We start from the raw sequence: 26,797 nt of genomic DNA, 5'->3' as shown, positions 1-26,797 counted from the left end.
CTTACCCTCTATTCATTCATTTTACGTAACTTCCAAAGCGTTCCTGAGAAGGCATGGTCACATTCAATCAAGAGTGTGGTCTGTTCGCTTGAAGGGAAAATTCGGGCAGTAGCCGTTTGTTTACCGTCATTGATAAAGATTTCGACTACAGAAATATCAACAAAGATTTGTAAAGACAAAGGCTCTTGTGAAATTGTAAATTCTCTTGTGACACCATAATCTTCTGCAAATACTTCTCCTGATAAGCTACGATCTATTTTCATTTTACCATGCCTGCGATCGAAAGAGAGGATCAATCCGTTATTTCCAAGGGGATCACTACATAAATAGATTTTTCCACTTTGATTTTCTTTAAACTCTAAGTTGATTTCGTAGCGATTTTGCTCGGTATTTATCTGTGAGACTGATTGATTCAAAGAACATGGCGGATTAATTCGTAATTGCCTCATTTCTTTTACAGGACGTTGATGGAGTGTCCCATTTTCGATCGTCAACTCTTTGACGATACTTAGACAATGGGCCCAGCCAAATGGATCAGTCGGATAACTGATTTCAGGTAACCCGATCCAACTAACTGCTAAGGCACGACCATCAGGAGTGTTGAATGCTTGAGTAGCATAAAGATCAAAGCCTTCATCAAGATTTTTAAGGTTTGAAGGTTGGGTAAGTTGATTCGTTTCGATGTCATAGGCTTCTCCGATGATGTAAGCATTCGGGTATATATTTTGATACTCCAAAATAGACTGTTCTAAGCCTTGTGGACAAAAGAGCAATAGCGCTTTTCCATCAATAAATACTAAGTTAGGACACTCGATCATGAATCCCATCGATTGTTGCGTAAATTTTAAAGGACCTGCGTAAGACCAAGTGTCTAGATCGGGACTACGGTAAACTAAAATTTCCCCTTGTTTATTTTGATTTTGTGCACCCAACAATAACAAATATTCGTCTTTATAAAAAATCACTTGAGGATCTCGAAATTCTTGTGTATAGCCGTAAGGTGGCTTAGAAATCAGTGGGGTGGTTAATTTTGATAGTTCGCCATTAGGTTGCATCCATGCACCCAACTGATACGAAGTACGTATCCAATTTTTATCACGGACATTGCCTGTATAGGCCAAAAATAATTTATCTTTAACCGGAAGTGCTGAACCGGAGTAGACGCCATGACTATCATATGACGTGCTGGGTACAAGTTTCAATCCTTCCTCTTGCCAATCGACTAAATTCTTAGAAGTCAAGTGGTACCAAGATTTTAACCCATGGACAGTGCCCATCGGATAAGCTTGGTAAAATAAGTGCCATTTGCCGTTGAAAAAAGAAAAACCATTTGGGTCGTTCAACAAACCAGAAGGTGGTTGAATGTGGTAATCCAAACGCCAAGGAGAATGAGCTACTTGTTCCTTTAACAGTGTTTGATACTTTTGAGGCCACGCCTGATAAGCTTGATAACGTAGTTGACGTGTCCATTTAAAATTATTATTCATAAGTACGACTCCTTGTAAACGTATTCTATTATAGAATAGCTCGAACTAACACTAATGTCAAACGTATATCATTATTTACGTTTTTTATCATTTTTTCTAGGTATTTATTTTAAAATATAAGCTTTATTTTTGATAAACGTTTGACAATTCTAGGGCGTCGTGGCATACTCAAGCTAGGATAACGGTTACAAATAATTGATTTTTAGATTATATAGGGGGGACAAAAAGTGGATTATAAAAAAGTGGCAAAAGAAATCAATGACGCACTAGGGGAAAATAATATCCAAGCTGCCGCACATTGTGCAACTCGTTTGCGTTTAGTATTAAAAGATCAAGCGAAAGTGAATCAAAAGGCACTAGATGCCATTGATGAAGTAAAAGGAACCTTTGAAGCAAACCATCAATTCCAAATCATTATAGGCGCAGGTGATGTGAATAACGTTTACGACGAACTTATACAGCTGACCGGTACAAAAGAAGCATCGACTGACGATTTGAAAGCGGTAGCACAATCAGGGAAGAAACAGAATCCTTTTATGTCCTTGATCAAAGTACTGTCTGATATATTCGTACCAATTGTTCCTGCTTTAGTCGCAGGCGGGTTGTTGATGGCAATCAATAATGTTTTGACCGCACAAGATTTATTCGGACCACAATCAGTGATTGAGATGTATCCTAATTTAAAAGATGTGACTAGCATTATTAATTTACTGGCTTCTGCCCCATTTGCATTTCTCCCGATCCTAGTAGGTTTTTCAGCAACGCGAAGATTTGGTGGCAATCCTTATCTAGGAGCAGCAATGGCAATGGCAATGGTGATGCCGGAGCTGGTCAATGGCTATAGCGTAGCAAATGCTGTGGCAGAAGGAACAATGCCTTATTGGAATATTTTTGGGTTAAACATTGCTCAAGCAGGTTACCAAGGATCGGTCTTACCAGTTTTAGCTGTTTCATGGATTTTGGCGAATTTAGAGAAATTTTTCCATAAACGTTTACTTAATGCATTTGATTATACATTTACACCGATGTTAGCAATTATCATTACAGGTTTTTTGACATTCGTTGTGGTTGGTCCAGTGATGCAAGCAGTCGGGGACAGCTTAACAGCAGGATTGAGTTGGTTGTATCAAACAACTGGAGCAATCGGTTTAGGGATTTTTGGTTTATTCTATTCACCAATCGTGATCACTGGTCTTCATCAAAGTTTTCCAGCAATTGAAACGTCTTTATTGGCTGATGTGGCTCGAACGGGAGGAACATTTATTTTCCCAGTTGCTTCAATGGCAAATGTTGGACAGGGTGCAGCAACACTTGCCATCATGTTATTGACTAAAAATACAAAGCAAAAAAGTTTAGCAACTTCTGCTAGTATCTCTGCTTTACTAGGAATTACAGAGCCAGCAATTTTCGGTGTCAATTTAAAATTAAAGTTTCCATTTATTTGTGGAATGATTGCTGCCGGGATCTCTTCCATGTTCATTGGCTTTTTCCATGTACTTGCTATTGCTTTAGGTCCTGCCAGCGTCATCGGCTTTATTTCAATTACGCCTAATCAGATTCCTTTTTTCATGATAGGTATCCTCATCAGTTTACTCGTTGGTTTCACTACAACATATCTTTATGGAAAAAAACACGCATACCTACTTGCTAGTGAGGAACCGGAAACAGCAGATGTACCTAGTGTTGCAAAAGAAGGGGAGGAACGTGTGATAGAAGAAGTAATCGTCGCTCCTGTTTCTGGTGAACTGATATCACTGCAAGTAGTAAATGACCCTGTGTTTTCTCAAGAAATGATGGGGAAAGGAATAGCAATCAGACCAACGGAAGGACTTTTATTTGCTCCAGCCGATGGTGAACTGACTGTTATTTATGAATCGAAACATGCCTATGGGTTGAAAACGGATGCTGGTGGAGAAATTTTGATCCATATCGGTATTGATACAGTTGAATTAAATGGCCAAGGGTTTTCGACAGAATTTCAGGTAGGAGATAAGGTAAAGAAAGGCCAGCTGTTGGGAAGATTTGATCAGCAAAAGCTCCAGCAAGCCGGTTATGATGATACGGTAATGATGATTATTACCAATTCTTTATTGTATGAATCAATTACTCCTGTTACAGAAGGCACAATAGATAGCAAAGAAAGATTGCTCATGCTACGTTCAAAGACAGAATCTAACTAATAAAAAGCATTGAGAAATAAAAATTTCTCAATGCTTTTTATGAATTAATTACTTATCTTCTTTTTTTGGTAATTGATTTTCTAAGTTTGTACGTACGACTAGAACATCACATGCTGCATTGCGAATAACGTATTCTGAAACAGAACCGATAAATAGACGTTCGACTGCGTTGAGTCCAGTTGCACCTAAAAGGATCAAGTCCACTTCATGGTCTTCAGGGATTTCTTTAGCAATGATATGCTTTGGAGAACCGTATTCTACTACAGTTGTCACTTGATGTAATCCAGCTTTTTTAGCTTTCATCTCATAATCGGCTAGTGTTTGCTTGGCCATTTCTGTTGCTTGTTCTGCCAACATGCCATCAAAGGATGAAACAGTTTGGAAAGATCGTGTGTCAATGACATGAGCTAATAAAAGCTCGCTGTTATTTCTTAAAGCAACGTTTACTGCTTTTTTAAACGCTAATTCGGCTTCTTCAGAACCGTCGACCGCAACCATGATTTTTCTATATTGTTGTAACATCAGCATTCACTCCTTCAAAAAAGATACTTGGTTTACAATTCTATTGTAAAGCAAATTCAAAGAAATGAGAATTATTTACTGTCAGGTTTCGTCATTTTTTTGGCAAAACCGATGCTGAAGACAGAGGCAACAGCAATTACGATGACTAAATAGAGTAATGCAAAAAACCGATGATTGATTGCTACGACAACGAGTCCTAGAAGTCCTAAAAACGCGTAGATCGAACCGAAAATACTTAGAAAATCTTGATTCTTTTTATTCTGTTCGATAAGAACGAAAAAAATCGCTTGTTTTTTAAATAAGTAATAACTGACAAATAATAGCAATAAGGCGGCAATCGCCATCAATAAACGAATCATTGTATCCACTCCTACTTTTTCTAAAACCAATCATACCATAAAAGAGGCAGCACCGATAAATCGGTACTGCCTCTTAATAGGTAAAGAAATGGTAATCTCCGTTAATGCCGTTGTTTGTCCTGTAGTATTGATCCCGCGAATTCAAGCAGGTGGGTCCCATGGTCGTCGCATCGAACTACCAAATGATAAGGCATGTTACCAGCTGTGACACAAGACAGGTCCCAAGATATCAATAAAAATGTTCGGTCAACACACAAAGAGGACAATTCGAACATCACAGATTTCCCACTTCTATAGTAGCATATGGATTTAAAAAGAGCAATGTGGGCGCTCAATAATTTTGAACGCTTTCAATGACGGTGGTTATTGTGTTTTATTCTGCCATTCTTTAATGCGCTGATATTGTTGTCCTAAGGCTTGTTCGTACTTCCCAGTATTTTTTGGTTGATAATACTGTGTATGTTTCAGTTTATCAGGTAGATATTGTTGATCGACCCAAGCATTTTCGTAGCTATGAGGATATTGATAGTCTACACCTCGATTCAATGACTTGGCACCTTGATAATGGCTATCTTTTAAGTGATCAGGAACTTCGCCTGCCTTTCCTGCTCTTATGTCTGCAATGGCTTTATCTAATGCGGTATAGGCAGAATTGGATTTTGGTGAAAGGCAAAGATCGACGACTGCATCAGCTAAAGGAATACGACCTTCTGGTAAACCTAAACGTTCAGCAGCAAGCACAGCGTTGACTGTTCGAGCCGCAGCAGCAGGGTTGCCTAAACCAATATCTTCATAGCCAATCACCATTAGGCGACGACAAATACTTGCTAAATCCCCAGCTTCGACTAAACGCGCCAAGTAATGTAATGCAGCATCCACGTCGCTCCCACGAATGGATTTTTGAAATGCGGAGATCACATCATAGTGAGCATCCCCATTTTTATCATGCGTCAATGCTTTTCGCTGGATACACTCTTCGATAATAGCGAGGGTGAGATGAATTGTACCGTCTTCTTGTTTTTTAGTGGAACGTACAGCAAGTTCCAAACCATTAAGTGCGCTTCTCAAATCACCGTTAGTAGCACGAGATAGATGAAGCAAGGCATTTTCATCTATTTTAATCGATGATTCTCCCAAGCCATTTTCTTTATCGGACAATGCACGATGAATGGCTAATTGGATATCTTCTTCGTCTAACGGTTTTACCTCAAAGATCTGTGTCCGACTACGAATTGCTGGATTAATAGTGATGTAAGGATTTTCCGTGGTTGCCCCAATCAAGATGATACGACCGTTTTCTAAATGCGGAAGTAAAAAATCTTGCTTTGTTTTATCTAATCGATGGACTTCATCAAGTAAAAGAATCACAGTACCGCTCATTCTAGCTTCTTCGGCGACAACTTGTAGATCTTTTTTAGAATCAGTCGCGGCATTCAACATCCGAAAGGCAAAATTAGTTGAGCCAGCAATGGCACTAGCGATACTTGTCTTTCCTGTGCCGGGAGGTCCATATAAAATCATGGAAGATAACATTTCTGCATCAACCATGCGGCGAATGATTTTACCTTCCCCAACTAAATGGCGTTGGCCAACGACTTCATCGATATTTTTCGGACGCATCCGATAGGCTAATGGTTGTTGCATCAGTCTGCCTCCTTTGGATTATTCGTTCGTTTATTATAACATATCTCATAGGATAAAGGGGCGCAAAAGGCGGAGGAATAGTCAGCATAGGGAGAGAAGCTCGAAATAGGTTTCTCTAGTTCAGCAATGGCAATCGCCAACTTTCTGACCCGCTTTTTTCATAGCTTCTTTGCCTAATATTGTGTATGATAAAGGTGGTGAAGCAAATGACAAATCAAAAACAATTAGATGAACTTTTATTAAATAAAACAACGGTAGAAGTGGCAAAAGATTTACTAGGAATGTATCTGGAATATGAAACATCCAAAGGGCGCTTAGGTGGCTATATCGTAGATGCAGAAGCTTATTTAGGTCCGGAAGATCTGGCTGCTCACAGCTATGGTATGCGGCGTACGCCTCGAGTGCGTGCCATGTATGAAGAACCAGGAACGATTTATCTCTACACGATGCACACCCACTTGATTTTAAATATCATCACGCAACCTGAAGGCGTGCCACAAGGAGTGATGATCCGTGCGATTGAGCCTGTTGAAGGGGTAGAGCAAATGAGCCTGAATCGCAAAGGGAAGGCAGGCCCTGATATTAGTAATGGTCCGGGGAAATTAGTGGCAGCCTTAGGTCTATCACCAACTTTATATGGAGAGTCGATTCGTGATAGCTCGTTGCGTTTAGTTTTTGAGAAAAAACGGCTACCAAAAAAAATATTGGCGTTGCCGAGAATCGGTATACCGAATAAAGGCGAATGGACGGAAAAACCATTGCGTTTTGTCGTTGCTGGAAATCCGTATCTTTCATTACAAAAAAAGAACCAAGTCGATGCAGACTGGGGTTGGAGGAAACAAAATGAAGAAAACAACAATATTAGACTATCTTGATGCGGCTATCGAAAAGAAAATCACAGACTATGATGTGGCGTTAGATTGGGATACAAAAAATCATACGATTGAGATCGTGGTACGCTTATTTGCAGAAAATCAGGCGCATTATGAACTAGATGATGCTCAAGGAGTTGTCTCGGAAGAAGATATCATTGAATTTGAAGATGGCGTCTTATTATTCAACCCAGAAAAATCAACATTTGATGAGCAAGATTATCTGGCAATGATCCCTTATGAAGGCAAGAAAGGTTTAACAACTTCCGTAGCTGATGCACTGATCGACTACCTGAATGATGTTTTAGCACAAGGTCAAAGCGACCTTTTAGATTTTTTAGATGCAGAAGACGAATCAGCTGTCTTTGAATTGAAATGGGACAACCACGTATTCGCACGTTTAGTCGAAGAAAAACAACTAAATGGTAAAGATGTCTATTTACCTTATCCTAGCTATTAAGGAGCAACGTATATGAAATGGAATGAAGTCAAAATCGAAACGGCGAGTGAAGCGGTTGAAGCAGTCGCAAATATTTTAATGGAAGCAGGAGCGAGTGGTGTCGCGATCGAAGATTCATTGGACGTCGAAAATTTTAAATCTGATCCTTACGGAGAAATCCTAACAAAAGAAGATTTTACAACAATTGAAGAGGGGGCCATCGTGATGGCTTATTTCCCTGAAACGATTTTTTTACCGGAAATTTTACCTTTTATCAAAGAACGCGTGACAAAATTACCCAAATTTGGATTAGCAATAGGTAAGAACATTGTGACGGTGAGTGAAGTCGAAGAAAGCAATTGGGCAACGGCTTGGAAAAAATATTATCATCCGGTTCGAATCACACGGCTACTAACGGTCGTACCAAGTTGGGAAAGTTATCAAACGAATGATCCATTAGAAAAAATCATTACATTAGATCCAGGGATGGCGTTTGGAACAGGGACACATCCAACGACTTCTTTGACATTACAAGCGCTGGAGTCGACCTTGCGAGGTGGAGAAACGCTTTTAGATGTCGGTACTGGTTCCGGAGTGTTGAGCATTGCGGCGAAGCATTTAGGAGCAAAAGAAGTCTATGCGTATGATCTCGATGAAGTGGCAGTGCGTTCAGCAAAAGAAAATATGGATCTAAATAAAGTAGCAAAAGATGTGCATGTGTCAGCCAATGACCTATTAAAAGGTATCGAGATTGAGAGCGATGTGATCGTAGCTAATATTTTGGCAGATATCATTTTGTTGATGATTCCTGATGCGTGGCGTTTACTAAAACAAACTGGGACGTTGATCGTTTCTGGAATTATTGAAGAGAAGAAAGAAATGGTTCTTACGGCGATGGAAGAACAAGGTTTTGTTGTTGACCAAGTGTTCCAACAAAAAGATTGGTATGCCATTATGCTAAAAAAACCTGAGGTGGATTAAATGCAACGATATTTTCTAGATGAATCCTATCGCCCACAAGAACATTATGTATTAGAAGGTGAAGCTTACCATCATATGGTAAGAGTCATGCGTATGGCAGTGAAAGATCAGGTCTATTTAGCATTTAACGACCAAATCGCAATCATTGCAGAAATCAATGAAATAAAGGAGAATGAAGTCTTCTTAGTCGAAGTGGCGAAAGAAAGTGTTCAAAAAGAATTACCCTGCAAGATCACGATTGCTAGCGGATATCCTAAAGGGGATAAGTTGGATTGGATCGTACAAAAAGGAACAGAGCTAGGCGCTCACGGGTTTGTGGGATTTCCTGCTGCGACTTCTGTCGTTAAATGGGATGCCAAAAAACGCAAAAAGCGGCAAGAACGGTTGGTCAAGATTGCACAGGAAGCTGCGGAACAGTCGCATCGCCAAGTCGTACCGCAAGTATCTTTAATGGAGACAGAAAAGGAATTTTATGAGACGCTCAGTTTGTATGATGTCCTTCTGATTGCATATGAAGAATCAGCAAAACAAGGGGAAGCCGCTAATTTGGCCAAAATACTTCAATCTGTTTTACCAGGCACTCGGATCCTTGCAGTGTTTGGCCCAGAAGGCGGATTATCACCACAAGAAGTCGCTCATTTTGAATCACAAGGTGGCATTCTTTGTGGTCTTGGTCCAAGAATCCTACGAACAGAAACTGCCCCCTTGTATTTGTTGAGTGCCGCAAGTTTTCAACTTGAATTACAAGCACTTAGCAAGTAATAGGCGAGTTAATCGTTAGGGATAACGATCTTCTACAAAGCAAATGAATGACTTTTTCTGTTTTCTTGATCCCTCAAAGCGAAGGGAGCATTTTTCCTTTTGTACGGAATTGAAAATCATTGACACAATCGGTATAATAAGAACAATTATTTAATCCTAAGCTATAAAAAATGCTTTCTTACGAAAAAAATATCTGTTTTGATTATGAATAGAAAGGGGGATGTTTCCCATGCCAAAAGAAGAAATATTAACAGGGCCTGACGTTATTAAGATGGTTAGCCAATACATGGGACCTGAACATGTCGCTTTTGTGCAAAAAGCATGTGATTACGCGACCACTGCACATGAGGGACAATTTCGTAAATCAGGAGAACCTTATATCATCCATCCGATCCAAGTTGCAGGGATTCTTGCAGATCTACGAATGGACCCCCATACGGTTGCCACTGGTTTTTTACATGATGTGGTAGAAGATACAGAAGTAACCTTAGAAGATTTAAGAGAAGCCTTCGGGAACGACGTGGCAATGTTGGTGGACGGAGTGACGAAGTTAGGGAAAATCAAATATAAATCCCACGAAGAACAACTAGCGGAAAATCACCGCAAAATGTTATTAGCTATGGCTCAAGATTTACGTGTAATCATGGTGAAGTTAGCCGATCGTTTACATAACATGCGTACGTTAAAGCATTTGCGGGAAGATAAACAACGACGCATTGCGCAAGAAACATTGGAAATCTACGCACCGCTTGCTCATCGTTTAGGGATCAGTCGAATCAAATGGGAATTAGAGGATACGGCATTACGTTATCTTAATCCAAAGCAATATTATCGAATCGTCCACCTGATGCAGACAAAAAGAGAAGAACGTGAAAACTACGTTAGTGGGGCTGTAGAGGATATTCGTTTAGCGACGGAAGAATTAGGTATTTTTGCGGAAATCTATGGTCGTCCGAAGCACATTTATTCCATTTACCGGAAGATGAAGGATCAAAAAAAGCAGTTCAATGAAATTTACGATCTACTTGCAATTAGGGTCATCGTGGATTCGATCAAAGATTGTTATGCAGTACTAGGAGCAATCCATACGAAATGGAAACCTATGCCAGGTAGATTCAAAGATTATATCGCGATGCCTAAAGCGAATATGTATCAATCGTTGCATACGACTGTTATCGGACCAGCTGGCAACCCTGTCGAGATCCAGATCCGTACCCAAGAAATGCACGAAATCGCTGAGTTTGGGGTAGCTGCTCATTGGGCGTATAAAGAAGGAAAAGGCGAAAAAGTTGAACCTGATGGGATGACCAAACAGTTAAGTTGGTTCCATGAGATCATCGAACTGCAAGATGAAAGTTACGATGCTTCTGAATTCATGGAGGGTGTGAAAGGCGATATCTTTAGTGATAAAGTCTATGTGTTCACTCCCAAAGGCGATGTGACTGAGCTTCCTAAAGGATCAGGACCGTTAGACTTTGCTTATAGCATCCATACAGATATCGGAAACAAAACAACCGGTGCCAAAATCAATGGGAAAATGGTCCAATTAGATTACAAATTGAAGAATGGTGATATCATTGAGATTCTGACTTCGCCAAATTCATTTGGGCCAAGTCGTGATTGGCTGAAATTAGTAGCCACAAGTAAAGCGAGAAATAAAATCAAACGTTTCTTCAAGGGTCAAGATCGAGACGAAAATGTGACGAAGGGCCATGAAGCTTTAGTGAAGTGTATTACGGATCTTGGCTTTTTACCAAAGGAGATTCTTTCAAAAAATAAATTACATGACGCATTAGAACGCTTGAATTTTCAAACAGAAGAAGATATGTATGCTGCGATTGGTTATGGCGAAGTAAGTCCATTGACGATGGCTAATCGCTTGACTGAAAAAGAGCGGAAAGAACAAAAAATCGAGCAACAAAAACAAGAAGCAGAAGAGTTGATGAATCAACCTAAAAAAGAGCCTGAAAAAGTGAAGGTTCGTCATGAAGGTGGCGTCGTCATCCAAGGTGTTGAAAACTTGTTGATCCGGATCAGCCGTTGTTGTAATCCTGTACCAGGTGATGACATCGTGGGCTATATCACCAAAGGACGTGGTATCTCGATCCATCGCAAAGACTGTCCAAATGTCCAACCAGACAAACCAAATGTGGAAGAACGGTTGATTGACGTTGAATGGGAAGACACTTCAAATACGAACAAAGAGTATGATGCTGATTTAGAGATCTATGGCTATAATCGTTCTGGCATGTTAAATGACGTCTTGCAGACAGTGAATGCGATGACTAAAAATCTGAACAGTGTCGAAGCACGAACGAATAAAGACAAAATGGCGACGATCCATTTGACAGTAGGAATACGTAACTTGTCACACTTGAAAAGTATTGTCGATAAAATCAAGACCGTACCGGATGTATATAGCGTCCGCCGGATGAATGGCTAGGAGGTAGTACCTTGCGCGCAGTGATCCAACGAGTGAGTCAAGCAGCTGTGTCGATCAACGAACGAGAAGTGGGTCGTATCGATCATGGCTTGTTGATTTTGCTAGGTGTTCATGATACAGATACGCAAACAGACGTAGATTATTTGATAAAAAAAATTGCCCAGATGCGTATCTTTGAAGATGAACAAGGAAAAATGAATTTAAGTATTGAAGATGTCAAAGGAACGCTGTTGAGTATTTCTCAGTTCACTCTTTTTGCAGACACAAAAAAAGGCAATCGACCAAGTTTTATCGCAGCAGCACGTCCGGAAACAGCGATTCCTTTATACGAAGCATTTAACGAAGGGCTAAGACAACGAGGTATCACAGTTGAAACAGGAGAATTTGGTGCAGATATGGCGGTTTCTCTTGTGAATGATGGCCCAGTGACGATCATTATTGATTCTCAAAATAAATGATAAATGAATAAAAAAAGATCAGTCTGATTTTGATGGAGTTTCTCAAAATCAGTCTTTTTTTGCCTTTATCCGAGAATCCGTTTTCATTTTCTATTCATCAGGAGTATTGATATACGATAAAATGGAACATAGGAGTTGCTTGCTAATGACTAATAAAAAGCAGACAACGATAGACGAGATACTTTCCCACCGCTATGATAATGGCTTTGATTACTGGACAACGCCAGATAAAAAATTGTTCAAAGGAGCCCCTTTCACTATTTTAGAATGCCATTATATCTTTTAGATGTAAGTAGAATATCCCTTTAGAAGCTATAATTTATTTTATGATGTCTATGTTTTGTCTTTTTACAAACATGGTAGAAAAGACGTGCGGTTTAAAGGGGCATTTCACGAGTTGACTACAAAGCTAGACGAAGGAATGAGGTGAGTGACAGAGTCACAGAACGTTATAATGAAATCTTATTAGTGATGAGGAAGGCTTTTATTCAAGGTTAGGCAACGCAAGAGAAATAAATGGTATCACTTGGTTTCAAACACTTCTTTTGTCAGTTTTATTGTACAAGGAGTATCCTAATAATATCTAAAGTTATTTATTAGGAGGCAAAAAACTATGCAAGAAATCCCAGTGGTCGATATCAAAATGACCGAAATCAAAAAATACTATAATGAGGGCTACAAAATGCTCGGGAAGTTAAGAGAAGAAGCTCAATCACCTGTTGTGAAAGCAAAGATATTCAATAAGGAAGCTGTGATCATCTATGGGGAAGAGGCAGCGAAACGTTTTTATGATCCAAGAAATTTCAAACGAGAAGGTGCGATGCCTAAAATGGTCCAAAAAACATTATTTGGAAAGGACGGTGTGCAGTCTTTAGATGGCGCGGAGCATCATCACCGTAAAGCAATTTTTATGGATTTGATGACACCAGAGCGAATGGAAGACTATCATCAAATATTGGATCGAGTATTGGCACATGAATTGGAACAACAACATGGTACCTTTGAGTTATTTGACCTGAGTAAAAAAGTACTTTTTACCACCATCTGTGAATGGTCAGGAATCAACTTAGCAGATTATTCAGAAGAAGAGATCAACCAACTGGCAGATTATCAGATCTCTATGATCAGTGGGACAGTCACTTCGCCAATCGATCATTTTAAAGGTGTAGAAAATCGGAAAAAATCAGAGAAATGGGCGCAAGAGTTGTTGGAAGAAGCACGAGCAAATCCAGTAGCCGGAAAAGAAAATGTCCCCCTGTATGCTTTTGCACATGCGACTGATCTTAAGGGCAATCGCTTACCATTGGATATTGCTGCGGTAGAGTTGTTGAATATCATTCGGCCGACCGTGGCATTGACCGTCTGGGCGGTTTTGATGGGGCATGCTCTTTTCAGCCGACCAGATATCTATCAACAACTAAAAAATGATTTTAAGGAACTACAGGATCCTTTTATTCAGGAGATGCGTCGGTATTATCCATTTTTCCCAATGTTACCCGCCTTTGCTTTGCAAGATGTAGAAGTAGATGGTTATCGCATTCTTAAAGATAGTTGGGTGATTTTAGATTTGTATGGAACAAATCATGATGAACGGACAGTAGATTCACCAGAGGCATTTTTGATCAAACGGTATATTGGTAAAGCGAAAAAAATCTCTTATGAAGAAGAATACGAAATGATTGCGCAAGGTGGCGGTGATTTCCGAAGAATGCACCGATGCGCAGGCGAATGGATCACGTTGCATAGTTTACGTGTCTTTTCCGATCAATTAGTGAATCGTTTTGCCTTTTCTGTGCCAGAACAAGATTGGACGATTCCATTCAATCAATTTCCGACTTATCCGAATAGTCGAGGATTGTTATATAAAGAGTAATATGGATTTTGAGCCTGGCTTGCTTAGTGAGGGAGAGACAAAAGTAACAGTCGCTTTTATCTCTTACGTAAGAATGGATTAGGTAGTGGGAAGAGAAGTAGCCTGTTAGGCAATAGAGTCCTTCTCTCCCGATCTCGTTCTATAAAAATATACAAGAAGTGTGATGGAATGAGTGAGATTACAATTCGTGTATCAGAGGAAGAAAAATCATTTATTTTGGCAATGGCTGATTTGAAAGGACTGACAATAACGGAATTAGCCAGAACGATGATAGTAGGTAGGCTAGAAAAAAATTGACTTGGCTATCTATAATGAAGTGATGAAGGATCATCAGAAAATTGATGAAAATCTTTTGCATGATGAAATGAAAAAAGAGCTAAGGTTATGCTGAAACATCTTGTACATAATAAAAAAAACAACCACCGCATTTTCTCGCGATGGTTGTTTTTGAGTATTATTTAAACTCTCGGAATAACTGATCGATTGTTTGGACATCTTCTAAGGATAAATGGATATCCAAGGCTTTGGCATTGTCTGCGACTTGTTCGGGTTTCTTTGCACCAGGAATGACAAATGAAATCCGCGGGTGTGCGATATACCAAGCTAAAACCAATTGAGCAGTGGTTGCTTGGTACTTTTCAGCAAGCGGTTTGAGTTGATCAACCGCTGTGATGATTCGTTCATAACGTTCACCTTGAAAGTTTGGTTTGTTTTTTCTAGGATCGTCTTCAGAAAAGTGTTTTGGACTTTCTAGATCATACTTGCCAGTCAATAAACCTGAAGCAAGTGGGAAATAAGGTACAAAACCAATCTCGTTAGCATCGAGGTAAGGAAATAATTCTTTTTCCGCTGTGCGATGGATCAAACTGAATTGATCCTGTACGATATCGATATAGCCTTCTTGGTTGGCTTCTTTCAATTGCTCTAAATTGAAATTAGACACACCGATAGCACGGATTTTCCCAGTTTCTTTCAGTTCGTGTAAAGCGGCAACTGCTTCATTTTTAGGTGTTGCTTCATCTGGAAAATGGATATAAAAAATATCGATATAATCTGTTTGCAGACGCTCTAACGCTTCATCGACTGATTTCTTCAAAAATTCAGGAGAGTTATCAAATTTTTCCGGTTGATCTGGAAGATGTGCTGCTTTGGTGGCAATAATCATACGGGAACGATCATAAGCCGGTTCTTGCAAGACTTCTCCAATCAATTGTTCCGAACGACCTTCACCATAAATATAAGCAGTATCAATAAGGTTCAAGCCATTATCTAAGGCAGCTCTGACGACTTTTTTTCCAGTTTCATCCGCTAATCCTGAAAAAAGATTGTGCCCTCCGACGGCATTTGCACCTAAGCCGATTGCTTCGGCATATACTTGAGAATGACCGATTTTTACTTCTGACATTGTTCTACCTCCTTTTTTATTTAGTCTAAATCAAAAAGAAAAAAAGCTGAATCAAAAAGACTTTGAAAAGAAATCAATAAGAATCTACTTGACTTTGCGCTGTGTTTTTAGTAGGTTATAATTAATATCTAAATATCGATGAAAGAGCGAGTAAGTAACTAAATGCTTTATAAGAGAGGATCGTCGTGGCTGAGAGCGATCTAAAACAAGTAGTTTCTGAAAGACACTCTGGAGATGGACGCGTGCAAAGCCGTCCCGTAAACGAGCGTTAATCGTGAGAGGAAAGAGCAATCTTTCAAATATAGGTGGTACCGTGTATGAAATAATCATTCACCCTTGTTCATGGCGAACAAGGGTGTTTTTTGTTGGCATTGATTACATAGTGTGAAGAAAAGGAGAGAAAAAGATGAGCTTCCAAAGACCTAAAGGAACAAATGATATTTTACCTGGAGAATCTGAAAAATGGCAATTTGTTGAAGAAACTGCGCGTTTATTATTCAAAGATTATCAATATAATGAGATCCGCACGCCGATTTTTGAGCATTATGAAGTGATTGCTCGTAGCGTAGGGGATACGACTGATATCGTTTCAAAAGAAATGTATGATTTTTACGACAAGGGCGAGCGTCATGTGACGCTTCGTCCAGAAGGAACTGCACCAATCGTCCGTTCATTTGTTGAGAATAAATTATTTGGACCAGAATATACAAAACCTTACAAAACATTTTATATGGGACCAATGTTTCGTTATGAGCGTCCTCAAAAAGGTCGTTTACGTCAATTCCATCAAATCGGTGTCGAAGCATTTGGCTCAGACAATCCTGCGACGGATGTTGAAAGCATGGTGATGGCCTTAGACTTCTTCAAACAATTAGGAATCAGTCAAATCCGTTTAGTGATCAACTCTTTAGGCGATCAAGAAACGCGACAAGCGTATCGTCAAGCGTTGATCGATTACCTTGTACCGTTCGAAGCAGAATTAAGCGAAGATTCACAACGTCGTTTACATGAAAATCCATTACGTGTATTGGATAGTAAAGACAAACGTGATCAAAAATTCGTAGCAGAAGCGCCTTCGATCTTAGATTATTTAAGTGAAACAGCAAAAGCACATTTTGAAACAGTGATTGCCATGTTGGATGCGTTAGATGTACCGTATGAAATCGACAGCAATATGGTTCGTGGGTTAGATTATTATACGCATACGATTTTTGAAGTGATGAGTGACGCACCTAAAATGGGCGCACAAGCAACGATTTGTGCGGGAGGCCGTTATGACAACTTGGTCGAAGAACTAGGAGGACCAGCGACACCAGGATTTGGTTTTGCGATGGGGATCGAACGTATTTTATTAACGATGGAGGCAGAAGAAGTAGCTGTCCCTGTAATGAATACATTAGATGCCTATGTGGTGGCACTAGGCGAAGAAACAAATATCGAAGCGTTGAAAATCGTTCAAGCGATCCGTGATTTTGGTTTTTCCGCAGATCGTGATTTTATGGGACGTAAAGCCAAAGCACAATTTAAGACAGCAGACAAAGCCGATGCGAAGTTGGTCTTAGTGATTGGTGCGGATGAACTAGCAAATCAAACGATCAACGTCAAATCAATGGCTAATCGTACAGAGAAAAGCTTTGCACTAGAAGATATTTATGACCACTTTGATAAAGTCTATGATGAAATGACATTATCTACTGAACAGGAGGAAAAATGATGGCACAACGAACAGTTTACTGTGGACTGGTTTCAGAAAAGCAGTTAGGACAAACAGTTACATTAAAAGGTTGGGTACAAAAAAGACGGGACTTAGGTGGCGTGATCTTTATCGATTTACGTGATCGTGAAGGGATCGTTCAACTTGTTTTTAATCCAGAAATCAATAAAGAAGCATGGGAAATCGCAGATAAATGCCGTAGTGAATACGTCATCGAAGTGACAGGTACAGTAAAAAATCGGGATGAATTGGCAATCAATCCTAAAATGGCAACGGGTGAATTTGAGATCATCGCGGATGAAATCATTATCTTGAATCAGGCCAAAACACCACCTTTCTTGATTGAGGATGAACAAACGATTAGTGATGAGATTCGTTTGAAGTATCGCTATCTTGATTTACGTCGTCCAAAAATGACGAAAAATATCAAATTGCGCAACGACACAACGAAAGCGATCCGTCATTACTTGGATGACCATGATTTCTTGGATATTGAAACACCTTATTTGGGCAAATCAACACCAGAAGGTGCGAGAGATTACTTAGTACCTTCTCGTATCCATGCGGGGCATTTCTATGCTTTACCACAGTCACCACAGTTGTTCAAACAATTATTGATGAATGCTGGATTTGATCGTTACTATCAAATCGTTCGTTGTTTCCGTGATGAAGATTTACGTGGCGACCGTCAACCGGAATTTACACAGGTCGATATCGAAACGACGTTCTTGTCTGCTGAAGAAATCCAAACCTATACAGAAGGATTGATTGCTAAAGTGATGAAAGAGGTACGTGGTATCGAAGTCACTTTGCCATTCCCACGTATGACGTATGATGAAGCGATGAGCCGTTATGGAAGTGACAAGCCAGATACACGTTTCGACATGGAATTGATCGATTTGAGCACGGTTGTGAAAGACGTTGAATTTAAAGTTTTCCAAATGGCGCTTGAAAATGGTGGAGTGGTCAAAGCGCTGAATGCGAAAAATGCAGCAAGCAAGTATTCACGTAAAGATTTAGATAATCTTGGACAATATGCCACTCAGTTTGGCGCAAAAGGACTAGCTTGGTTAAAAGTAGAAGAAGATGGCTTGAAAGGTCCGATTGCGAAATTTATGGGCGAGGCATCTGAAGAACTGATCCATGCAACAAACGCTGAAGTTGGGGATATTTTATTATTTGGTGCAGATAAAGAAGAAATCGTTGCAGCCACTCTTGGAGCAATTCGTTCTCGCTTAGGAAAAGAATTAGACTTGATCGACGAATCAAAATTCAATTTCTTATGGGTGACAGAATGGCCACAATTTGAATATTCAGCAGAAGAAGGCCGCTATGTCTCCGCGCACCATCCGTTTACAATGCCTAAAGCATCCGATGTCGAGTTATTGGCAACTGATCCGGCAAAAGTCTACGCAGAAGCGTATGACATCGTCTTGAACGGCTATGAATTAGGCGGGGGATCGTTACGTATCCATACAAGAGAATTACAAGAAAAAGTATTAAAAACACTAGGCTTTTCTGAAGAAGAAATGGAAGAGCAATTTGGTTTCCTATTAAGTGCATTAGACTATGGCTTCCCACCACATGGAGGAATTGCCTTGGGACTTGATCGCTTTGTGATGTTGCTTGCAGGTGAGGAAAACATTCGTGAAGTGATTGCTTTCCCTAAAAATGGTAAAGCAGCTGATGTCATGAGTGATGCACCAAGCACTGTTTCTGATCTTCAATTATTTGAATTGAACATCGACGTTACAGATGTTGAATAACAAATAAGAAAGAGAAGTTATTTTCATAGGAATGCCAAGGTTGTGAAAGAGTCACTAATAAGTCGCGATTGATTCGCGCTAGTGACACTGGAGCAACCTTTTTTCTCTTATATTGGAATTTCCAATCTATTTTTCAAAGAAGTCTCTTGATTATATTCTAAAAGATCATATAATAAGGGCATACCAGATAAAGCGAGGCTTTTTTCATGAAAAAAACTTTCGAAAATTGGGCGTATCATGATTATACGACCAAACTTTCGGTGTCGATCGTCTATGCACTGATTGCTTCAGTTGCATTGAACTTTTTTTATCAACCAGGAAACATCTATTCAAGTGGGATAACCGGTCTTGCACAAATCTTAACGACGCTTTCTAAATCAGTAATTGGTTTTGAAATCCCTGTTTCAACCACATTATATTTATTGAATATCCCGTTATTTTTTTTAGCTTGGTTTAAACTTGGAAAGAAATTTACGATTTTTACATTTATCACTGTGACATTAACTTCGCTTAGTATCCATCTTTTGCCACAAACGATTCTTTCCACCGATCCGATCATTTGTGCGATATTCGGTGGTGCCGTCAATGGGGTTGGTATTGGTTTAGCATTAAAAAATGGCTTATCTTCTGGCGGATTAGATATCGTGAGTATTACGATCCGTAAAAAAACAGGTCGATCCATCGGTTCTATTTCCATTTATTTCAATGCACTGATTGTTTTCGTAGCGGGCTTGCTCTTCGGTTGGCAGTATATGTTTTATAGTGCTTTGTCGATTTTTGTGAGTGGTAAAGTGACGGATGTCGTCTATACGAAACAAAAAAAGATGCAAGTCATGATCGTGACTAAACATCCTGAAGCAGTGATTGAAGCCATCCAAAAATGTATGCGTCGTGGGATCACGATCATCAATGAAGCAGAAGGTGCGTATAAGCATGATAAACAAACAGTCTTAATGACGATCGTTACTCGCTATGAGCTTCCTTTGTTACGTGAAGCAATGAAATCTTCTGACCCGCAAGCATTTGTCAGTATTGCGGAAAATGTTCAAATTCTCGGACGTTTTTATGAAGATGGGATTTAGATTTTAGTAAAATAGTTAGATAAAACACAGTGGATAACTGATCGGTTGTCGCTGTGTTTTTTTGATCTTCTTGGCGCTAGCATACCAGAAATGATTGCTGCGATTAAGGAACTGAAAATAATCATTTATGCTAACGATATTTCAACAGGTAAAAGGCGTCTTCCTTCATAAGATTTATGAAGTATGATCATATGAACCACTTATCTGAACTTGGATAGCCACCATGCAATTCAAATTGGATTAGTAGAATTGGCTAGTGATGATGTAGTCCTAACGACGATTGGTAATTACCTTGACTATGTACCCGATCAAGAGTGGTTAGAAAAAATTCCTCCTAACTTGATTGCTAGACATATGCAAGAAGATATCTTAAAACAAGTGACAATAATTGATGATACAAAAATGATAAATGAGTGCAATAACATAACCAAAGAACTATAAAAAGATAAGATATTGGACGAAACCGAAGTTTACGATTTTACAATTAGAAAATCAAAAAGACCTTTTAGAGGCGCTCAAGAAGTTCTGAACATCATAAAAAAGCAAACTTCCTTTATTGAAGTCTTTAAATGTTATGATCAACCATTTGACTACCTACAAGCTTTAAAAAACAAAGATATTTTAGAGCATGCTGACTTTGTAAAATACTTTGTTAAAATGCAAATTGACAGATTAAACAAAGAGCTGAATCCCGTTTCTGGGAGTGACGAGCAGAATATAATTTTCTCAGAAAAATAGAAGATTCACTCAAATAGAATCTACTTCTTATTGATGAACCTGAGTCTTCTTTTGATAATATGATTTTAAACAACAGAATAAATACTGTCCTACAAGATATTTCTAAACATATTCCTGTTTTTGTCTCTACACATAATAATAGAATCGGTGCATCTAACGACAGTTCCGTTAGCAATCTGTCTGTGCAATTGAATTGTCTGGAAGTCGGCAAACGAACCTACAAAACAAGGAGAGATAATTATGAAATACTTGAAAATTGATGATAATAAAGGTTGCTTTGCAAGAGAAGAAACTTGGATTCAAATTGATCAAATCACTAAAGAGGAGATCTTCGAATTAATGTCTCTAGCCGTTTTACCCAAAGACGGTACTACATTTGAAAGGGATGGATTTTCAGAGGAAATGCTACAACCTGGAGTTCATAAAATTGAAATGGCAACACTTATTTTGAAAAAAATTAAATATATGATATGAAAGAGAACGATCATCTGTCTGCTAAAGAACAGGTGATGTTTTTTCGTAATAAGTAGGAATGAGTGATTAAAGTGATCATAGAAAAGGAGTGACAGAGTACTTGCAACTAAGGAGCATAGATGTTTGGAGTATTTACAATGTTCCGATAAGAATCAAGTAAAGTAGAATAGCTTTTATTGATTCTTTTTTGGGAGGGCCAAATTTTTAAATGGCTATTCCAGATGTTTATCCATGCTAAGAGTAGAATTCATTCCATTATTTCTCGCCCATCAACGAAAAATAATGAAACCATATCCAAGCAACAATTAGCCAACTTGTTATATTTGAAATTTTGTTAAAGTTACTTAAAAATGTGTTCTTTTTTGATGAACTATGGGATTATAGTATAAAGTGGCAACTTTTATGAAGTTTTTACTTGCTATTTTTTGGTAATGCACGTATATTACGAATGAAAAAAGTTTATGAAAAGTTGGAAGAATGAATGGAAAAACAAAAAAGATTAAAAAGTAGCCGGTATATCACGGGCTTCGATGGAATTCGTTCATTAGCGGTCATCGGAGTTATTCTATACCACCTGTTGCCAACAAGTATGAAGGGTGGTTACCTAGGTGTTCCGATATTTTTTGTCGTTTCAGGTTATCTTATCACTGATCTCTTACGACAAGAGTGGGAACAAAATGGAAAAATCAATATTTGGCAATTTTATGTTCGGCGAATGAAACGACTGTATCCTGGGCTCGTTTTTTTGCTTATTACTGCATCAGCATATATTACGCTATTCCAGCGAGGATTGTTGAATAATCTTCGGGGCGTTGTACTTAGCAGTTTATTCTATGTCAATAACTGGTGGCAGATCAATAATGGATTATCCTATTTTGATCGTTTTGCAAATGAGTCGCCATTTACCCATATTTGGTCCTTAGCAGTAGAGGCGCAGAACTATCTGATCTGGCCGATCATCTTTGTATTACTCATGGTATTTGTCCGTAAGAAAAAAAATATTTTTTATGTCATTATGGGCACAGCCATTGCTTCGGCGATTTTGATGATGGTGTTGTACTCGCCAAATGGCGATCCTACTCGTGTGTATTATGGGACAGATACTCGCTTGTTCTCGATTTGGATGGGGAGTGCATTGGCTTTTGTTTGGCCAAGTACGCGATTGAAGAAAAATATCCCTAAACAAGCAAAGAAAGTATTGAATTTAGCGGGTTTTAGTTCGTTGCTCATCTTGATCCTCTTTTTCTTTTTCTTAGATGACCATTTGAGCTTTATCTATTATGGCGGGTTCTTTTTAGTCAGTCTTTTATGTATGGTTCTTGTGGCAGTCACAGCGCATCCCGGTGCGAGCTTGAATCGCTGGTTGACGAATCCGGTCTTTAGTTGGATCGGTAAACGAAGTTATGGAATCTATTTATACCAATTTCCGGTAATGATTTTTTACGAAGCGAAAGTATCAGGTATCGCTGATCATGTGTTGCTACACACGGTCATTGAAATCACATTGATTTTATTGATCAGTGAACTGTCGTACCGCTTTATCGAACGTCCATTGGCACGCTTTGATTATAGCCAAACATTTCGCATCGTCAAAGGCTGGTTCACCAAACCTATTTTCAGTTGGAAAAAGCCATGGGTAGTCCCTGGAACCTTAGTCGTAGCGATTGCCTTAGTCGGGTTCGTCACTGCACCTAAAAATGCTGTGACAGCGGACCAAGAGCAATTACAAAAGAATATTGCTGAAAGTAAAAAACTAGCTGAAAAAAGTCAGAATAATCAAGGCAATAATGTAGCACCTATTGACCAAGCGATTTTGGATAAATATGATTTGACCAAAGCGCAAGGGGAAAAAGCCCAACAACTAGAGCTAACTGCATTTGGTGATTCAGTCATGTTAGATGCTGCGGCAGATTTAAAAGAACTATATCCGCAAGTAGTCGTAGATGGTGATGTTGGTCGTCAACTCTATACAAGCGTTCCTTATATCGAAGAATTGAAAAATCGGGATCTATTGAAAGATACGGTATTAATTGGGTTAGGAACAAATGGCTCTTTTTCTGAGGCGCAATTTGATAGCTTGATGAACGCGATCGGGGATCGTAAAGTTTACTGGGTCAATGTTCGCGTACCAACGAAGCGCTGGCAAAATGAAGTCAACACCATGCTCACAGAAATGGAAAAGAAATATGACAACATGACAGTGATTGATTGGTACGGTTATAGTAACGATCACAGTGAATGGTTCTATGATGATCAAGTCCATCCAAATCCAGATGGTATGTTGAATTATATCCATCTAGTCAGTGAAGCACTATTAGGTGGAACAAAAGAATCAGAGACAAGCAAAACGAGTGAGACTGCTTCGACTAGTACGAGTGACACTCTATCTGATAGTACTCAAGTAAGTGAATAAAAACTGAGGTTGTGACAGCAATGTTTTGACCAGATCAGTAGGATAACTCTTACAAAAAAGAATGCCTCAACGAAAATCGTTCTCCGATCTTTCGTTGAGGCATTCTTTTTCTCTAAAATTTTTTTTACTCCGTTTGATCAGGTAAAGAAAGAGAAGGATGTGTCTTCAAATAGTTTTCTTTTTGCCGGCGTGTTTGTTTTTTGAACGCGGCTTCGGCTTTTGTGGCTTCACTTCTTGTAGAGTATCCTTCTGCATGGATCATTTTTACAGGACGTCTCTTTTGCAAACGAGTGTATTTAGCGCCTGTACCATTGTTATGTTCCTGTAAACGACGAGCCAAATCGGTGGTATATCCTCCATAGAACGTATTATCTTGGCAGTGCAATACATAAAAGTAATGGTTATTCTCCATAAAGCATCTCACGGAGTTCAGGGGTATACTCACCTTGCGTATCATAGGTGAATAAAGGTGGAGAAACTTTGAAACCATCGGCTTTTCCTTGCTTGATTCCTTCAATCAATAAAATATTTGCTTCTTTGCCTACTTTAGGATAAACAAACTGAACACGTTTCGGTGCAATCTGATAGGTTTGCATAAGGGTCAAAATCTCTAAGAAACGTTCTGGGCGATGTACAAGAGCTAAGCGACCATTTGTTTTTAATAACTTGCCGGAGATTTGGATCACTTCTTCCAACGTTGTATGGATCTCATGTCGGGCAATTGCTAGATGTTCATTTGGATTTTTTTTGTTTGTAGGTAAGCCTTTAAAGTAAGGGGGGTTGCAGACGACTAAGTCACAAGAGTTGTGTCTGACAACCGATAAGCTTTCTTTTAAGTCAATCGTATGCACGGTCATTTGTTGTTCTAAATGATTCAAGGAAATGCTCCGTCGAGCCATGTCAGCTAAGCGTGGCTGTAGTTCGATTGCATCGATCTTTGCCTGTGTTTGTTTGCTTAAAAATAGCCCGACAGCACCATTCCCCGAACAAAGGTCAACGATTTGACCATTTTTTGGCGCACGAGCAAAATGAGCAAGCAATACGGCATCTAAAGAAAAGGAAAAAACTTGGGAACTTTGGATAATCTTAATATCTTTTGCATATAATTGGTCAATACGTTCATGTTCGTGAAGCATCTAATTCCCTCCAAATGAAAAAACTAATCGTATGTAGTATACTATTTTTATTCAAAAGAACCAAGAGAACTTGTCAAATCGGTCTTTTTTAGGCATACTATAGGAACGAGAAGCAAAGAAAGGAAGAGAATATGTTCTATCGATTTATGCGCGGGCTCGTGAAAGTGATCTTAGCTGTTATCAATGGCAATGCCCGCTATGAGAATAAAGAAGTCTTACCCAAAGACGAGAATTACATACTTGTTGCACCGCACCGCACTTGGTGGGACCCGTTGTATCTCGCTGTTGCTGCATCCCCTAAATCGTTTAGCTTTATGGCGAAAGAAGAATTGTTCAAAAACCCTGTTTTGCGATTCATTTTAACCCGTTCGAATGCTTTTCCAGTCAAAAGGGATAATCCGGGACCAAGTGTGATCAAGACACCTGTCAAGATTCTAAAATCAACCGATCTAGGATTGATCATGTTTCCTAGTGGGACAAGACATGCGACTGAGTTGAAAGGCGGAATGGCATTGATTGCCAAAATGGCCAAAGTAAAAATCGTTCCAGCTGTGTACCAAGGCCCGCTCACGTTAGGTGATTTATTCAAACGAAAACGTGTGATTGTTCGCTTTGGTGAACCGATCGACTTGTCAGATATCAAAAAAACTGACAAGGAAGGAATGGCAGAAATCGAGCGACGTACACAAGCTGCATTTGATAAATTAGACAAGGAAGTAAATCCTGATTTTAAATATGAGATCATAAAAAAGAATGAAACAGAATAATTGTTCTTTATTCGATGAGTGATAAAAGAAACGGATTGTCTAAGACGCCGCTTCTTTATCGCTTTTTTTGTTATAAAACCCCCTTTTTGTAAGTGATTCTAGCTGTCATGTCCTTGATGGAAGTGTTATAATAGTAAGAAGGATATTTTTTTGAGGTGATGAGATGCGTTTTTTACATACAGCAGATTGGCATATAGGAAAAAAATTGCAGGGCTACGATTTACTTAAAGAGCAAGAACATGTACTATCTGAGATTTTAACGATTGCGAAAAAGGAAAAAGTGGATGCGATCGTCATTGCAGGTGATCTCTATGATCGAAGCATCCCAGCCGTAGAAGCCGTAGAGATATTCAATCGGCTGATGATCAACTGGAACCTGAACGAAAAATTCCCGATTTTCGCTATCTCTGGAAACCATGATAGTAGTGTTCGATTATCTGCTGGCACGGAATGGTTCAGCCAAACAAAATTTTTTTTACACACCCGATTTGCTGAAGCTTTCCAACCTATCGACTATCAAAATACTCAATTTTTCTTATTGCCTTATTTTGAACCAATCTCTGCTAGAAGTTATTTTGAAGATGATACGATCCGCACGGTCCAACAAGCAATGGAAAAAGTGGTTGACCAGATGCAACTCGCTTTTGATCCTGAAAAAAAACAGGTGCTAGTCAGTCACTTTTTTGTGACTGGTAGTAAGAAATCAGATTCAGAAACAAAAATCGAAGTGGGCGGACTAGATGCGATTCCAGGTAGTTTATTGGAGCCATTTGATTATGTCGCGTTAGGACATCTCCATAATCAAGCGGCCTTGCAGCAAGAAAATGCTAGATACAGTGGTTCGCCGCTTAAATTCTCGCTTTCAGAAATCAATCAGAAAAAAGGTGTTTGGATCGTTGATCTAACTGACACCTTGGTGTTGGATTTTCAAGAAATCACACCTTTGTATGATCTCGCTGAAGTAACTGCTAGTTTTAAAGAATTATTAGATCCAAGTTTTTACCATACGATCAACCGAGAAAATTATTTGCAGATTTATTTAAAAGATCGCGCAGTTATCCCTAACATGATGAATCAACTACGAGCAATCTATCCTCGAATACTTGGTGTCGAACGTGTCAATGGACGGCATCGTTCCACAAGCAAACGACAGACACTTGAAATCAAGCAACCAAAGAAACTCGCGGAAACATTCTTTACTGAAATGGTGGATGAACCGATGACAGAACAACAAATGAGCTGGTTAGAAGAAACGTTGCAAGAACTCACAGAAACGGAATGA

General features: G+C 39.2%; 25 protein-coding genes, 1 other RNA gene and 1 other annotated feature. Of the genes, 18 read left to right on the top strand and 8 right to left on the bottom strand.

Features of this window, described 5'->3' with window-relative positions:
- Nucleotides 1-8: 8 nt before the first annotated feature.
- A complete protein-coding gene (locus CYK55_RS11910; RefSeq protein WP_126134358.1) occupies nt 9-1,487 on the bottom strand; it encodes a sucrose-6-phosphate hydrolase in 1,479 nt (492 codons plus the stop codon).
- Nucleotides 1,488-1,714: 227 nt separating this feature from the next.
- On the opposite strand from CYK55_RS11910, the gene CYK55_RS11905 reads away from it, so the two are divergent.
- A complete protein-coding gene (locus CYK55_RS11905; protein WP_034690658.1) occupies nt 1,715-3,667 on the top strand; it encodes a sucrose-specific PTS transporter subunit IIBC in 1,953 nt (650 codons plus the stop codon).
- A 48-nt stretch (nt 3,668-3,715) separates the two neighbouring features.
- On the opposite strand, the gene CYK55_RS11900 is transcribed toward CYK55_RS11905, so the two are convergent.
- The 4 genes from CYK55_RS11900 to CYK55_RS11885 all read right to left on the bottom strand — a co-directional run bounded on the left by CYK55_RS11900 (nt 3,716) and on the right by CYK55_RS11885 (nt 6,192).
- The gene (locus tag CYK55_RS11900) at nt 3,716-4,189 is read right to left on the bottom strand and encodes a universal stress protein (protein ID WP_010734215.1); all 474 of its coding nucleotides are present in this window, start codon (nt 4,187-4,189) and stop codon (nt 3,716-3,718) included.
- A 71-nt stretch (nt 4,190-4,260) separates the two neighbouring features.
- Entirely contained in the window at nt 4,261-4,548 is a 288-nt protein-coding gene (locus CYK55_RS11895) for a hypothetical protein (RefSeq protein ID WP_034687203.1), read from the bottom strand.
- Between the two features lie 91 nt (nt 4,549-4,639).
- Nucleotides 4,640-4,834: non-coding RNA, 6S RNA (gene ssrS / locus CYK55_RS11890), on the bottom strand.
- Nucleotides 4,835-4,911: 77 nt separating this feature from the next.
- Entirely contained in the window at nt 4,912-6,192 is a 1,281-nt protein-coding gene (locus CYK55_RS11885) for a replication-associated recombination protein A (RefSeq protein ID WP_034687200.1), read from the bottom strand.
- A gap of 206 nt (nt 6,193-6,398) precedes the next feature.
- Here CYK55_RS11885 and CYK55_RS11880 point away from each other — a divergent pair, with 206 nt between their 5' ends.
- The 8 genes from CYK55_RS11880 (at nt 6,399) to CYK55_RS13900 (ending at nt 14,317) form a co-directional block, all read left to right on the top strand.
- The gene (locus tag CYK55_RS11880; protein WP_034687199.1) at nt 6,399-7,067 is read left to right on the top strand and encodes a DNA-3-methyladenine glycosylase; all 669 of its coding nucleotides are present in this window, start codon (nt 6,399-6,401) and stop codon (nt 7,065-7,067) included.
- Nucleotides 7,036-7,524, top strand: a complete 489-nt coding sequence (locus tag CYK55_RS11875; protein ID WP_034687196.1) for a DUF3013 family protein — start codon at nt 7,036-7,038, stop codon at nt 7,522-7,524. The genes CYK55_RS11880 and CYK55_RS11875 overlap by 32 nt, the downstream gene beginning before the upstream one ends.
- Before the next feature lie 12 nt (nt 7,525-7,536).
- Complete coding sequence (gene prmA / locus CYK55_RS11870; RefSeq protein WP_034687194.1) at nt 7,537-8,484, top strand: 50S ribosomal protein L11 methyltransferase; 948 nt, start codon at nt 7,537-7,539, stop codon at nt 8,482-8,484.
- A complete protein-coding gene (locus CYK55_RS11865; RefSeq protein ID WP_034687192.1) occupies nt 8,485-9,246 on the top strand; it encodes a 16S rRNA (uracil(1498)-N(3))-methyltransferase in 762 nt (253 codons plus the stop codon).
- Nucleotides 9,247-9,475: 229 nt separating this feature from the next.
- Entirely contained in the window at nt 9,476-11,689 is a 2,214-nt protein-coding gene (locus tag CYK55_RS11860) for a RelA/SpoT family protein (RefSeq protein ID WP_034687190.1), read from the top strand.
- An 11-nt stretch (nt 11,690-11,700) separates the two neighbouring features.
- Entirely contained in the window at nt 11,701-12,147 is a 447-nt protein-coding gene (gene dtd / locus CYK55_RS11855) for a D-aminoacyl-tRNA deacylase (protein WP_034687188.1), read from the top strand.
- Nucleotides 12,148-12,760: 613 nt separating this feature from the next.
- The gene (locus CYK55_RS11840) at nt 12,761-14,020 is read left to right on the top strand and encodes a cytochrome P450 (RefSeq protein WP_034687185.1); all 1,260 of its coding nucleotides are present in this window, start codon (nt 12,761-12,763) and stop codon (nt 14,018-14,020) included.
- A 168-nt stretch (nt 14,021-14,188) separates the two neighbouring features.
- Nucleotides 14,189-14,317, top strand: coding sequence for a DUF6290 family protein (locus CYK55_RS13900; RefSeq protein ID WP_235186268.1), 129 nt, complete (start codon nt 14,189-14,191; stop codon nt 14,315-14,317).
- 157 nt (nt 14,318-14,474) lie between these two features.
- On the opposite strand, the gene CYK55_RS11830 is transcribed toward CYK55_RS13900, so the two are convergent.
- Nucleotides 14,475-15,425, bottom strand: coding sequence for an aldo/keto reductase (locus tag CYK55_RS11830; protein WP_034687182.1), 951 nt, complete (start codon nt 15,423-15,425; stop codon nt 14,475-14,477).
- A 129-nt stretch (nt 15,426-15,554) separates the two neighbouring features.
- Nucleotides 15,555-15,766, top strand: a binding site (T-box leader).
- 65 nt (nt 15,767-15,831) lie between these two features.
- On the opposite strand from CYK55_RS11830, the gene hisS reads away from it, so the two are divergent.
- The 7 genes from hisS to CYK55_RS11795 all read left to right on the top strand — a co-directional run bounded on the left by hisS (nt 15,832) and on the right by CYK55_RS11795 (nt 23,612).
- Nucleotides 15,832-17,139 (top strand): histidine--tRNA ligase, encoded by a 1,308-nt coding sequence (hisS, locus tag CYK55_RS11820; protein ID WP_034687180.1) that lies wholly within the window; start codon nt 15,832-15,834, stop codon nt 17,137-17,139.
- Nucleotides 17,139-18,905, top strand: coding sequence for an aspartate--tRNA ligase (gene aspS, locus CYK55_RS11815; protein ID WP_034687178.1), 1,767 nt, complete (start codon nt 17,139-17,141; stop codon nt 18,903-18,905). Before hisS ends, aspS begins: the two co-directional genes overlap by 1 nt.
- A gap of 206 nt (nt 18,906-19,111) precedes the next feature.
- Nucleotides 19,112-19,987 (top strand): YitT family protein, encoded by an 876-nt coding sequence (locus CYK55_RS11810; protein ID WP_010734230.1) that lies wholly within the window; start codon nt 19,112-19,114, stop codon nt 19,985-19,987.
- A 210-nt stretch (nt 19,988-20,197) separates the two neighbouring features.
- Nucleotides 20,198-20,428: a hypothetical protein gene (locus CYK55_RS13895; protein WP_034687176.1), complete on the top strand. Its 231-nt coding sequence runs from the start codon at nt 20,198-20,200 to the stop codon at nt 20,426-20,428.
- 12 nt (nt 20,429-20,440) lie between these two features.
- Entirely contained in the window at nt 20,441-20,725 is a 285-nt protein-coding gene (locus CYK55_RS13890; RefSeq protein WP_034687173.1) for a hypothetical protein, read from the top strand.
- Between the two features lie 240 nt (nt 20,726-20,965).
- Nucleotides 20,966-21,199, top strand: a complete 234-nt coding sequence (locus tag CYK55_RS11800) for a hypothetical protein (RefSeq protein WP_235186267.1) — start codon at nt 20,966-20,968, stop codon at nt 21,197-21,199.
- A 481-nt stretch (nt 21,200-21,680) separates the two neighbouring features.
- Nucleotides 21,681-23,612, top strand: coding sequence for an acyltransferase family protein (locus CYK55_RS11795; RefSeq protein ID WP_034687170.1), 1,932 nt, complete (start codon nt 21,681-21,683; stop codon nt 23,610-23,612).
- Between the two features lie 124 nt (nt 23,613-23,736).
- Here CYK55_RS11795 and CYK55_RS11790 read toward each other — a convergent pair whose 3' ends face one another.
- Together CYK55_RS11790 and CYK55_RS11785 are read right to left on the bottom strand one after the other, a co-directional pair.
- Nucleotides 23,737-24,024: a GIY-YIG nuclease family protein gene (locus CYK55_RS11790; RefSeq protein WP_034687168.1), complete on the bottom strand. Its 288-nt coding sequence runs from the start codon at nt 24,022-24,024 to the stop codon at nt 23,737-23,739.
- The gene (locus CYK55_RS11785; RefSeq protein WP_034687166.1) at nt 24,014-24,748 is read right to left on the bottom strand and encodes a tRNA1(Val) (adenine(37)-N6)-methyltransferase; all 735 of its coding nucleotides are present in this window, start codon (nt 24,746-24,748) and stop codon (nt 24,014-24,016) included. The genes CYK55_RS11790 and CYK55_RS11785 overlap by 11 nt, the downstream gene beginning before the upstream one ends.
- A 131-nt stretch (nt 24,749-24,879) precedes the next feature.
- Here CYK55_RS11785 and CYK55_RS11780 point away from each other — a divergent pair, with 131 nt between their 5' ends.
- Nucleotides 24,880-25,515 carry a lysophospholipid acyltransferase family protein gene (locus CYK55_RS11780; protein ID WP_010734236.1) on the top strand — a complete coding sequence of 212 codons (636 nt, stop codon included), beginning with the start codon at nt 24,880-24,882 and terminating at the stop codon, nt 25,513-25,515.
- A gap of 163 nt (nt 25,516-25,678) precedes the next feature.
- A complete protein-coding gene (locus CYK55_RS11775) occupies nt 25,679-26,797 on the top strand; it encodes an exonuclease SbcCD subunit D (protein WP_034687164.1) in 1,119 nt (372 codons plus the stop codon).

The organism is Enterococcus mundtii, from assembly GCF_003957375.1.
In the GTDB taxonomy this organism is placed as follows: Bacteria; Bacillota; Bacilli; order Lactobacillales; family Enterococcaceae; genus Enterococcus_B; species Enterococcus_B spodopteracolus.
Note: the sequence above shows the minus strand (reverse complement) of the source record. Positions and strands in the feature narration are given on the sequence as shown.